Origin of the sequence: Teichococcus wenyumeiae, assembly GCF_003696345.1 — a bacterium.
GTDB lineage: Bacteria > Pseudomonadota > Alphaproteobacteria > Acetobacterales > Acetobacteraceae > Pseudoroseomonas > Pseudoroseomonas wenyumeiae.
Genome location: NZ_RFLX01000061.1, coordinates 2,460 through 13,231, shown reverse-complemented (window position 1 = coordinate 13,231; position 10,772 = coordinate 2,460). Strand labels below are relative to the sequence as shown.

Here is a 10,772-nt window from a genome sequence, read left to right as displayed (position 1 = left end):
GCTCCTTTGCTTGGGCCAACCGGTTCCGGCGCCTGGTGAAGGACTACGAGCGCTACGCCAGCACCCTTGCCGATCTCCACCTCGTCGCCTTCGCCTGCCTCATGCTCAAGCAGGCTGCTCAACTGGCCGCAGGTCCATAACAGCCTCTAGATAGAAATCACAAGTTTTATTTTAATATGGGCTAAAGATGCCACAGTTTTCTTCCAGACCTTGTTTCATGATCTGGAGATAGCCACATCATATACTTCGCATGCGGTATGATCTTATGTATCGCAGCCTTCCTGAAAGGATGGCGCCGATGCTCAGCCTTTATACGACCAGTTCCTGTTCAGGACCCCGCTGGAACAGCAGAACAATTTTCTTCGCGATCACCGAGCAGGGTTGCTTGGTGCCCTGCGCCATTTCCGAGGCTGCACTGGAGCAGGTGAGCCAGCATCGATGCGCGGGCCAGGACGATGCCCTGGCGCGTTTTGCAGCCTTCCAGGAACAGATCGAAGCGGCCGCTCATAGCAAGTTTGAGCAGCGTCATCCTGCGTCTCCTGGGCCGATGCATCTCTGGGCAGACGACTTTGATGATCACGCACCCGAGGGAGCCCCCATGATGGCTGTGCGGCCGAACTGGGCCGAGGCAGCCTGACGCTTCCTGAACAGTCATCCTCTCGCGCAGTCGGAGCAATGAAATGGCCAAAGGTCAAAAGCGCAGCAGCCGAGAAGCCAAGAAGCCGAAGGCGGCCAAAAAGCCCGCACCGGTGACATCCTCTTCGTTCCTCACCCCACCGAAGGTGCCGGCAAAGCCGGTGGGGCATTGATGCTCACCGACGTGGGTTCTCCTGCGGCGGCGGAAACTGCCGCTCTGGGTTCGACCCGCTTCGAAATACGTGACCACACCCGGCGGATCTCGTGTGTGGTCGCGGACGAGGCATTAGAAGCGGCGTCCAACCTCCCGCTCCCATCGACGACCATGTCGCGGCAGCGGTCCTTCAACCGCTTCCGGACACTCATTGATGTGGCTGCAAGGTTGAAGCTTTCTCGTATGCCTGGCGGCTTCACTGGCCCGCTGACAATCCTGCCGGACGATCTGCGGCATGTACCGGATCTGGAGGGTGCACCGCAGTTCGGTACCATGTCCTGGGCCATGCGGAGGGCTTCCTGATCATCTCCGGCACACCGCCTCCCTCGGAGCCTGGCGGCCTTCGTACGGCCTTTCGCTGCTGCATGGCTGCGCATTGATCACCATCTTTCATGACCCGGAGAGCGCCACCTCGCGCGATGCGCTGGCGCTGATCCGAAACTCGGGTGCTGAGCCACGGATCGTCCTGTTGAGGCAGGCTGCTCCACCCCGGGATCGCTTCGTTGACCTGATCCGTCGCATGGACCTGCCGGTGCGGAACCTGCTGCGCATCGAGCATCCGCTCTATGAGGCTTTGGGGCTTGGCGATTCAGATTGTTCGGATAACAGCTTGCTGGACGCCATGCTTCGCCACCCGGAGCTGATCGCCTGCCCGATCGTCGAAACCCCTCTCGGCGTAAGGCTTGTCCGGCCGGCTGAGGTGGTGCTGAACCTGTTGCCGAATGCGCAGGCTGCTCCCTTCGCGAAGGAGAACGGGCAGCCTGTTATTGATGACCAAGGACGGCGGGTGGACCGAAGCAGCCTGGAGTGACGATACCGCTGCAATCTTGCCATATCAGCTGGTCAAGGTCCGCATCAGAGTGCCGATCAGGCGCAGGAGTTGCTGGTGCTCCGGTCCATGCCCCTGCGGTCGAGGAATTCGGCGGCGCTCGAGTAGATGGCACGCTCCCGGGATGAACGGTGCGGCTCATACAGCAGCAGCGTTTCATCTGTGGCGGTGAGGCCGGGTATGACCGTTGCCGAACCATCAGCGGCTACCTTTGATAACGAGGGCTGTACACACCACGCTGCAGAACGTGGCGCCGCGGCGAACTCCGGCATGCTGACACCGGCTGCGGAGCAGAAACTACCGCTCTGTCAGTTAGATATGGTGGAATCAAAAGCTAAGAACAGCAGTAAGACCAGCGGCTCTAAGAATGATGCCGTTGCTGCCTTTGCAGCCCTTTTTGCTTAGCACCATCCTTCTGATCTTCCGTGCGAGACCCGAAGCAGCGTCTTGGTTTTGCCGAAGAGTCGGACCCCCGAATATATGCGGGCCACGATGAGGTCAGCGGTCCTGAGTTCCGCCGAGACGTTGTACGTATTCCCATCATCCGGATTATAGAACCAGCCGCCTTCCCAGCGGTTGGGACCGCTGGTCTGTAAGCCCCAGAGGACGGTCAGACCGCAAAGGCGGCGCTGCCGCAGCGCCGGATCAGGGTTGTTTTTGTCGCGGTTCAGCTGCCCCTGCGGATCGCGCGGAGTCTGCAACCAGAGGATTCGGCCGCATAGCTGGCCGTTGCAATCGAAGATCTCTACCGCTGCCTTGCCATCGATGAGCCACACGCCGCCCGGAACAGTCGCCCAAGCCGTGGTGCACAACGCGACCAAGGAGATGAGTGCAGCCGCCAGCAGGACAGCGTGTCCGCGCCGACGTGGCGAGGAACGCCAGAGAGCATTCTTTGTTCCTTTCAGCCCGCACACCGGGCAGCCGGACACCGGCATCTTGACCGTCTCCGTAGGACACCTGCTCGGCAGGTCATCAACATCTACGATAGGATCAACAGACCAACTCAGGAAGAATACGCTCGTCTGCGGGGCTGCCCGCTGCGCCTAGCTGGACCGTCGGTGCTCGCGGACAAGCTTCCGATATCTCTGGCGAGTGGAACTGACTTAGGGCAGCGCACTGCACCATCTGCCCAAAACAAACGCACACAGGGGTCGCCTGCCGCACCTGGAACTCCAGTACCGGTCTCGTGTCGAGAACGTCTGGGCGCGCCATCGAGACCTGTTACACGACGACCGTGTGGCTTCTCCTCGGCATCCTCACCTCGGCTCCACAGCCGATTGGGTCGGTTTTAACCAGCCTTAGCTTCGGTGAGCACCAGACGATGCGGGCGGATACGCAGAGTGGGTTTCGGCTTCAATGCGCTCACGTGCTTGGTGCCAGTACTGGTCCGCACCGCTCTCTGGCTTTCCGTCTGCCTCCCACATCAGGTAGGCACGCGTTCGGATCACCTCTTCAAAAGCTGGTGCTGCGTTGTCTTGCTCTGTGTCAGACATTTTTGTGCCTTATTGATACTGGACGAGCTGCCAGATTGATATTTTTATCATCCTCCACGTTTCTATAGGCGGCTCAATGATACTAGCACACGAGAGACTTATTTATTCCGGCTGATTGTACTTCAGCTCGCATTGTAATCTGCTCACCTTCCGCGTCCGGGAAAGCTGAGCCGAACTTGCCGTGGCAGTGAGAAGGCGGCAGTTGTGGTTTCATGACGGCACGCGCACCGACCTCGATCGTGCTGAGGGATCTTCTCAGCCAGGAAACGCCGGAGCAGGTGACGCTGGGGTGGTTAATGTCCCAGCTGGGTGACCGCTCCTTCGGCATCGTTCTGTTGCTGCTGGCCCTGCTCGGCCTATTGCCGGGCGTCTCGGCCCTGGCTGGTGTGCTGCTGATGGTTGTCGCTGCGCAGATGATCCTCGCCCGCCCCGGCCCGGCCTTTCCCCACCGCATCTCCGCCCAGCCCTTTGCGACCCGACGCCTCGCCAATGTGGTTAAGCGGGTCGTTCCAGTGCTACGCTCCCTGGAGCGCATCATCCGGCCCCGTTGGCCGACACCATTCCAGATGACAAAGCGGGTGATTGGCGGCGTCGTGCTGCTGCTCGCCACCAGTCTCCTGGCCCCCGTTCCTCTCAGCAATATTCCGCCCGCTCTGGCGATCGGTCTGGTCGCGTTCGCCTACCTGGAGGAGGATGGCGCATTGCTCGGCATTGCCCTGATGGCGGCGCTGATTCTGCTGTCGGCCATCCTGTTGGCCACTTGGGAAGCCTTAAGCACGACCGGTTGGGTGCCAGGACTGTTCTGAAGCACCGCAAGGATCGGATGTGAAAGTGGAGCGACATGGCGACAGCCATCCGGATGCTCGCCCGGATCAGCATCAGCTTGCGTCCATGGCGGTCGGCGAGCCGCCCCCAGAGCGGCGCCACGAGCGCCGCGGACAGGAAGGTCGCGCCGAATACCGCGCCGGACCACTGCGCGGTGGCGGTGTGGGGTGACGCCGAGTTGCTCGACGTAGAGAGGCAGGAAGGGCAGCAGCAGCGTCATGGCCACAATAGTGGTGAAGGACCCGAAGACGCAGACGAGCAGGTTGTGCCACCAGTGCCGGGGAGCCATCCTCTGCTTGTGCGAACAGTGTCTCCCCCCGCAGACCAGCCGAACCAGTGGCATGGCTGACAGGCGGCGGCTATCCCATACCCTGTAGGCTCTGGCCCCTAGGAGCACAGCCAGGGCCGGGCCTGTGCTCGAACATCGCTGCGGGTGATGCCACCCACCGCAGCCTCATGACACCTGTGCCGCCTGTTCCGATGGCGCCGACTTGGTCAGAATGGCTGTCGTGGCGTCTGGCTTTGCCGGCGCCATGAGCCTGGTGCGCTACTGCATGTGAGACAAACGCCCTGCTCATGCTTCTGTAACTAATTGCACGCACACGCATGACGTGAGTGGTATTGTGCAGTGCAGCAATCTACATTCCGAATGGGTTCAGGGAGGAACTACAAAGGATCTTCCCATGTTCGAACTCACCTTCCTTGCGGCTGTCGCAGCCCTTGTCGCCTGCACGCTCTCCGCGCGCATCTTGATCCTGAGGGATCACGCCGGCAGCCTGCCGCCCCTGCCGAGCGAGCATTGACAACCCGTCCCGGCAGAACCCGATCTGGATCCAGTTCATGAATGCTCCCGTGACCCTCACCTCCGGCGAGTTGCCAGATCCTGCATCCCTATCGCGGAGCCAAGCGGTCACGCTCGCCCTGCAGGGAGGCGGTTCCCTCGGGGCTTTTGCCTGGGGCGTGCTGGACAAGCTGCTCGACGTGCCCGGCCTCCGCATCGGTGTCGTCAGCGGTGCCAGCGCCGGGGCCATGAACGCGGCCATGCTGGCCCAGGGATTGGCGACCGGAGGCCCCGCCGAGGCCAAGCGCCTGCTCGAAGCGTTCTGGCGCCGTGTCGCCATGTCATCCGGTTCGCCCGACGTCACGGGCGCCGCCGACTGGCTGTTTCCCTTCAGCGGCATCATGGCGGACGCGCTGCGGCAAACCACCAAAGGGCTCGCGCGGCAGCAGATCAACCCGCTTGGCCTGAATCCCCTCCGGGCAGTCCTGGATGGTCTCTTCGACCCCTCGGTACTGGGTCGGGACGGCGCGCCCCCGCTGGTGGTCTCGGCCACCCGCGTCAGCAGCGGCGAGGCCCGGCTGTTCCAGGACGCCGAGATCACGACTGAGGTGCTCCTGGCATCCTCCTGCCTGCCGCAGTTGTTCCCGGCCGTGGAGATCGAGGGGGAGTTCTATTGGGATGGCGGCTTCTCCAGCAATCCGCCGCTGCGGAGTCTGATTGAGGCCGGGGCGCCTTCCGATGTCATCCTGGTGCGCACGACCCCCCAGGAGCGGCCCGTCATGCCCACCAGTGGCGCCGCCATTCTCGAGCGGACGGAGGAACTGACCTTCGGGGCAGCGCTGCGGCAGGAGCTTCGCTCCCTCGCGTCGGCTCAGCGCCTCATCGCCGATCTGCCTGCCACCTCGGAGACCTTGGAACGGCTTCGCGACGCCCGACTGCACGTCATCGGGGCCGAGGAGGAGTTCCGGGCGCTGAAAATCGGTAGCCACCAGGATGCAAGCTGGGCCTTTCTCCAGGAGATGCGGGAGCTGGGACACCGCGCGGCCGAGGACTGGCTCGCCACCGATTTTGCCGGGGTCGGGCACCGCTCGACCTTCAACCTGTCCTCCTTGGCCCAGCCTCTCCTTTAAATTGCCCTCGGCCTCCAGTGGACTTTCCCGGGAGAAGTGGAGAGCGCTGAGGTAAGGTCATGAGGAGCTGGGGGCGTAGAGGCAGCCATCCAGTGGCAGCAAGGTGTGCCAAGGTACTGCCGCACCTCGGGACCAAACGCTGATTCCGCCTGCAACAGCATTCGGTTCGGCATTACCGCCCATGCCCGTGAAAGTTCACCTCTCGTACTGAACTTTCAACATTCAACCGCGTTTAGACATCAGTGGCACCGCTGTCCATGGCCGTTGGCCGACGGCCCGACCTCTTCCCCACCGGGATTCCAACCCTCGACACGATCGGACTGCTGGCCCCACCAAGCAGGTGGAGCGCTCAGCCAAGGATTTACCGGAACAGTCACCAGCGACACCAAGACCCAAGCTGAAGGCACGGCTGACAACGCGGCTAGCAGGTCAAACGCTGTCGTTGCTGTAAACGCCACACTGCGCGACGCCACGGTCAAGTAATGGCGCGCCAGTCTTCTGCCAGACACGACGACCATCCCGAATGATCATCATCCGGGAGCTCATCCATTACCGAGGCGGGATAACGACATGCAGACCAGAGTTTCAGGAACCGGCTACGAAGGATCGGCAACTGTCGGGGCCGTGCTGCCGGAAGGCGCGCCCGCTCTTCCTTCACGTGTGTCCTGGGGCGCAGTGATTGCTGGCGCCGTTGTGGCGTTGGCGATCGGGCTGATGCTCAACGCCCTTGGCGCCGGAGTGGGAGCCACCACGGTTGATGCCGCGGCCCGCGATACTCCCTCGGCTTCATCGTTCGGCATCGGCGCCGCCATCTGGGTGCTGGTGTCCAACCTCGTCGGCCTCGCAGTGGGCGGCTATGTCGCCGCGCGCCTGTCCGGAACCTCCGACAACACCGACGGCACACTGCACGGCCTCGCGGTCTGGGGCACCACCTTCCTGATCTCGGCCGTGCTGCTGGGTAACCTGGTTTCGGGTATTGCATCCACCGCCACCACCGGTGCGTCCAGTCTGCTAGGCGGAGCGGCTCAGGGTGTCGGTTCCGTGGCCTCTGCTGCCGGGCAGCAGGTTGCAAACCGGACAAGCACCGGGACCTTGCAGTCGGCAACCCAGGGGTTGGTGGACCGTGTGCAGGGTGCCTTGATCGGTTCGGGTGGAGATCCGGTGGCGATGACCTCCGACCAGCGCAAGGCGGAGATCGGCACGTTGGCTACCCGCCGCGTGACGGATGGCCAGTTGTCGCAGCAGGACCGTGACCGCCTGAACCAGCTGGTCGCCGCCGAGTACGGCATCAGCCCGCAAGACGCTCAGGCGCGCGTGGAGCAGGCCGAGCAGCAGGCAGCCCAGGCGGCGCAGCGGGCCGAGGAGACAGCACGTCGCGCGGCTGACACTGCTGCCTCTGGCGCCTCGATCGCAGGCTTCTCGATCTTCGGCATCATGCTGCTCGGCGCCCTTTCGGCTGTGCTCGGTGCGCGCCGCGGCACCCGCGATCTGCTCACGTTCCGGAGCGCACGTGTCGTCTGATCCCGACATCGAGGGAGGAAGCGGCAATGCCGCCCTGCCTTCCGGAGATCGCGGCGCGGCGGAGTCGATCGAGCAGGTGATCCCGCTGAGCGGGGAGGTCCTCCGGGTCGGGAAGCGGACTGTCGAGGCCGGGCGTATGCGGGTTTCAGTGAGCACCGAGACGGCGGAAGAGGTCGTTAATCTCCCCCTGAATTGATGGACAGGGATCAGGCGGCATTGTGCTCCATCTGCTCTGGCGTCTGGTATCCCAAGGCGGAGTGGATGCGCGGCGAGGTAGAGCCAGCCTTCACCAGGAGGCAGATAGGTGATGTCGGCCAGCCAAACTGTGTTGGGGCGGGTGACCGCGAACTGTCGGTTCAGCAGGGTTGGGGCGACCGGGAGAGCATGGCGGCTGTTGGTGGTCGCTGGACGGAAACGTCGCCCCGCGATGGCCCGGATTCCATGAGCCCGCATCAGCCGCTCGACCCGGCCGCGGCTGACCTGGCGTCCCCCGGCGCGCAAGGCAGCCTGCAGGCGTAGGCTACCATAGCGGCCATGATGACTGGCGTGCAGCCGCCGGATGTCGCTCAGGATCTGCCGGTTGGCCACAGCTCGTGCGCTGTCGGGACGATCCCGCCAGGCGTAGTAGCCGGAGGCGGACACGCGGATGGGCCAGGTGTCGGCATGGGCAGCGATGAGGCGGAACCTCATCTCGGGCTTTCCGAGAAGATGCCGATGGCTTTTTTTAAAATGTCACGCTCGCCGGCGAAGATAATGCGGCAGATGGCGAAGCGACGGACCCCGTGCCTGTCGTAACAGGCTGCGGCCGTGGTACCTCGCCAGTCTGCCGTCTTCGCCAACTGCGCAGCATGGAGGGCTGGATGCCCAACTCGCCCGCGACTTGCGTCAGCAGGCGGCCGCTGGAGCGCAACAGCGCGACCGCCTCCTGCTTGAACTCCGGCGTGAACTCTCGCCGTGTCTTGTTCATCGGACACCTTCCTCGCTCCCGTGGAGCTTACTCAGGGGGTGTCCATCAATTCGAAGGAAGATCATTCACCCTAAGCCCTGGTGCTGTGGTCGGCACCCGGCCATCGTGCCACCCCTTGGCGGTCGGCATCTTGAGGGTTGGAATCGCGCCTTGTGGCTTCGCCACCGGAATGGCCGGTGTCTTGCCCCAAGCTGGTATCGGCGTGCCATCGGTGATGCGCCGTATGGCCACTGTCCCGGTGCCAACCAGTGCCACGAGTTATGCGAAGAGACCCGAAAAGCTCAACAGGCTGCTCCTTTCTCCGACGTCAGGGCCAGCAGATCAGCCAGGATTTTGCAAAGCAAGGTTCTCGTATGGTGCTGAGCAGCTGACTACAGAGCAGAAAGCCAGTGCTCGCGAGCGATGAGGAGGAGATCAACCGCGTTGACAACTCAGGGCATGAGCGGTGCTGATGCCATGGCTGCTGCATGAGCCCTCCTCTTCTTTTCTGCCTATGACCGGTCTGATCACCGGATGAGCACGCCGCCATCCGGCCAGCACCGCGCCGCGGCTCATGCCGCCAGCCAGCAGCGCTTCGGTGGTCACGCCGGAGACGGCGACCAGCTGCAGGCGGGCTTCGGCGAGGGCTTCCTGCACCTTAACCTGGCTTAACAACCTGGAGGCCGCCACCTCGGTCCCCATTGGGGCTGTATCCGGCAGCGATCGCCGCCTTTTCCAATCCCTATCTATAAGATAGGCACGGACGAATAGCCGCTGTTTGTCGGTCAGCGACATGAACAATTTCCCCCCGGCCCCTCAGCCTCTTCAGCAAGGTTCTGCGGGCCATTCTGAATCCTGATTCTGGCTCAGAGGGGGTGAGCACTACGAAACGGACGTTTGACGAAATGTGCGGACAGGCGCTTGATGCTCAGGCACTCGAAAGGGATGCTTGATGCCCCTGACCGATGACGATAGGCGGGATATCAAAGATCAGCTCCGCGACATCATCCGGCGCTCCGCAATCACAGGGCAGTACGACAGCCCAGAGACTGCTGCCGCGCTCGTGGTGCTGGTGGTCTGCCGCGAACTCGGTGTCCCGCAGGAAGACGTGCCTGCTGTGCTGCAGAAAGGATTGCAGCGGTGGGGTGGCGAACCGTCATAATGACGGGTGCCGCTGGCAATCGGTCGTTGCGGCCGTCGGTACAGCGGCGCCCTTTGGCGCAGGTGGAAGGGTCGGCGTAACGACGACACCGAGCGCCGCGCTGGTGAGCCCCTGCAGGGCTTCGCAGTTGGGATGGTTGACGCCGCAGATGCGGCCTTGCAGGCCGCGCGACGCGGGGCAGGTGCAGTCGAACATCAGGCCACCAGCTCCAGCTGCCAAGTGGTAATGATGCCCTTGATCTGTAGCGGCCAGGTCAGTCGGATTAGAGCTTCCTGCCACAGGCGATAGTCACCCTGGTGGCGGAGGCGATCCGGCGCGCTTTGCCGCTCGCCCCGGAGGCGCAGCACGCGCGCAGCCACCTCCTCCGGATCCAACCCCCGCCGCAGCGCATACTCCGCCTCCGCTTCCGAAGGGTGCCAATCCAGGGACAGCGGCGCGGCGACGCCTGCGACCCCCTCTGGTAGTTCTATGGTTGTTCTCTGGTGGATTGGGGGGCAGGCCGTGCTGGTGAGGTGCGGCGGCCGGATCCAGGGTCACGACGGCCAGTCAGGATGCCGGGAAGTAGCGACTTCCATTGACCGCCGTAAACCGCTTAGCTGCTGTCAGGGCAGCATTGCGTACAAGCAGGCATTTCCATTCGACCTGCTCCCAGGGGCGGGCGGAAGGAATGCTGGATCTTCGGAACTATGCTGCTGATCTGCCTGCTCAAGGACACCTTCAGGCGGGCGTCAACGGGCCCATGAAAGCCGTCGTCCATGGCAACTGAGGTGGTCCTGGATGCGCGACTCAAGGCAGGCGCGGCCTTGATCACTCAGATTGCCAGTGTCAGTTCATCGCTGCCCGAACAGCGCAGATGACGACCACCCAAAACACCGCTGAGATACCAACCCCCGTGGTGATGCCGGTGGCCGCGGCAAGGCTGGACTCAAGAGGGGCCCTCCGCTCCTCGCGGCTGGCAATAACCGGGTCAGTCATTGGCAGGTCGGTGTTCATCGGGCGCACAGCCATGCGAGAGGGTTGAAGAGAGCCAGGCTTCGCCTCCGTGTCAGCGGAGCCAGGGCCAAGCCGACTTCCCTAGCTCATGAACCACGTCTACAAGGCCGGCTTCATATGATGCAATAACCTTACACATAAGGAAATAACTCAGATGCAATGATCCGGTTTCGCTCTGAGGATGCGCCTTCTGTAACTGGCTACTTATCGTTGAGAGATCCTCAGCAAACCGCCCTTAGACT

Annotated in this window: 14 protein-coding genes and 2 pseudogenes; 10 read left to right on the top strand and 6 right to left on the bottom strand. The window is 62.8% G+C overall.

Translation table 11 applies throughout. The features are described from left to right. The 5 genes and pseudogenes from EBE87_RS26205 to EBE87_RS28840 form a co-directional block, all read left to right on the top strand. Window positions 1–140 (top strand): annotated as a pseudogene (locus EBE87_RS26205) (IS5/IS1182 family transposase); the annotation flags it as partial. Window positions 141–298: 158 nt separating this feature from the next. Further along, window positions 299–637: a DUF1488 family protein gene (locus EBE87_RS26200; protein WP_158601011.1), complete on the top strand. Its 339-nt coding sequence runs from the start codon at window positions 299–301 to the stop codon at window positions 635–637. Window positions 638–808: 171 nt separating this feature from the next. Next, window positions 809–1,153, top strand: coding sequence for a hypothetical protein (locus EBE87_RS29535; protein ID WP_199707773.1), 345 nt, complete (start codon window positions 809–811; stop codon window positions 1,151–1,153). 73 nt (window positions 1,154–1,226) lie between these two features. Beyond that, window positions 1,227–1,661 carry an ArsC/Spx/MgsR family protein gene (locus EBE87_RS26195; protein WP_233553380.1) on the top strand — a complete coding sequence of 145 codons (435 nt, stop codon included), beginning with the start codon at window positions 1,227–1,229 and terminating at the stop codon, window positions 1,659–1,661. Between the two features lie 198 nt (window positions 1,662–1,859). Continuing rightward, window positions 1,860–2,084: a hypothetical protein gene (locus tag EBE87_RS28840; RefSeq protein WP_147426170.1), complete on the top strand. Its 225-nt coding sequence runs from the start codon at window positions 1,860–1,862 to the stop codon at window positions 2,082–2,084. Here EBE87_RS28840 and EBE87_RS26190 read toward each other — a convergent pair. Beyond that, window positions 2,081–2,614 carry a DUF2147 domain-containing protein gene (locus tag EBE87_RS26190; RefSeq protein ID WP_120640194.1) on the bottom strand — a complete coding sequence of 178 codons (534 nt, stop codon included), beginning with the start codon at window positions 2,612–2,614 and terminating at the stop codon, window positions 2,081–2,083. The genes EBE87_RS28840 and EBE87_RS26190 overlap by 4 nt on opposite strands. Window positions 2,615–2,977: 363 nt before the next feature. Further along, on the bottom strand, window positions 2,978–3,172 hold the full coding sequence (locus tag EBE87_RS30410) for a DUF2934 domain-containing protein (protein ID WP_120640193.1): 195 nt from the start codon (window positions 3,170–3,172) through the stop codon (window positions 2,978–2,980). 212 nt (window positions 3,173–3,384) lie between these two features. On the opposite strand from EBE87_RS30410, the gene EBE87_RS26180 reads away from it, so the two are divergent. The 4 genes from EBE87_RS26180 to EBE87_RS26160 all read left to right on the top strand — a co-directional run bounded on the left by EBE87_RS26180 (window position 3,385) and on the right by EBE87_RS26160 (window position 7,625). Continuing rightward, window positions 3,385–3,978, top strand: a complete 594-nt coding sequence (locus EBE87_RS26180) for an exopolysaccharide biosynthesis protein (RefSeq protein WP_120640192.1) — start codon at window positions 3,385–3,387, stop codon at window positions 3,976–3,978. An 871-nt stretch (window positions 3,979–4,849) separates the two neighbouring features. Continuing rightward, the gene (locus EBE87_RS26170) at window positions 4,850–5,908 is read left to right on the top strand and encodes a patatin-like phospholipase family protein (protein ID WP_158601010.1); all 1,059 of its coding nucleotides are present in this window, start codon (window positions 4,850–4,852) and stop codon (window positions 5,906–5,908) included. Window positions 5,909–6,478: 570 nt separating this feature from the next. Next, window positions 6,479–7,429, top strand: a complete 951-nt coding sequence (locus EBE87_RS26165; protein WP_233553379.1) for a hypothetical protein — start codon at window positions 6,479–6,481, stop codon at window positions 7,427–7,429. Next, window positions 7,419–7,625, top strand: coding sequence for a DUF2382 domain-containing protein (locus EBE87_RS26160; protein WP_120640190.1), 207 nt, complete (start codon window positions 7,419–7,421; stop codon window positions 7,623–7,625). Before EBE87_RS26165 ends, EBE87_RS26160 begins: the two co-directional genes overlap by 11 nt. Before the next feature lie 68 nt (window positions 7,626–7,693). On the opposite strand, the pseudogene EBE87_RS30060 reads toward EBE87_RS26160, so the two are convergent. Both EBE87_RS30060 and EBE87_RS26145 read right to left on the bottom strand, forming a co-directional pair. Then, window positions 7,694–8,396, bottom strand: a pseudogene (locus EBE87_RS30060) (IS3 family transposase); the annotation flags it as partial. A 414-nt stretch (window positions 8,397–8,810) separates the two neighbouring features. Next, entirely contained in the window at window positions 8,811–9,170 is a 360-nt protein-coding gene (locus EBE87_RS26145; protein WP_120640188.1) for a terminase small subunit, read from the bottom strand. Window positions 9,171–9,327: 157 nt separating this feature from the next. Here EBE87_RS26145 and EBE87_RS26140 point away from each other — a divergent pair, with 157 nt between their 5' ends. Continuing rightward, the gene (locus tag EBE87_RS26140; RefSeq protein ID WP_120640187.1) at window positions 9,328–9,537 is read left to right on the top strand and encodes a hypothetical protein; all 210 of its coding nucleotides are present in this window, start codon (window positions 9,328–9,330) and stop codon (window positions 9,535–9,537) included. Here the strand turns inward: EBE87_RS26140 and EBE87_RS28835 are convergent. Both EBE87_RS28835 and EBE87_RS29225 read right to left on the bottom strand, forming a co-directional pair. Further along, window positions 9,532–9,732: a hypothetical protein gene (locus EBE87_RS28835; RefSeq protein WP_147426169.1), complete on the bottom strand. Its 201-nt coding sequence runs from the start codon at window positions 9,730–9,732 to the stop codon at window positions 9,532–9,534. The two genes, EBE87_RS26140 and EBE87_RS28835, sit on opposite strands and share 6 nt — an antisense overlap. Window positions 9,733–10,362: 630 nt before the next feature. Further along, the gene (locus EBE87_RS29225; protein ID WP_158601008.1) at window positions 10,363–10,530 is read right to left on the bottom strand and encodes a hypothetical protein; all 168 of its coding nucleotides are present in this window, start codon (window positions 10,528–10,530) and stop codon (window positions 10,363–10,365) included. Window positions 10,531–10,772 lie beyond the last annotated feature (242 nt).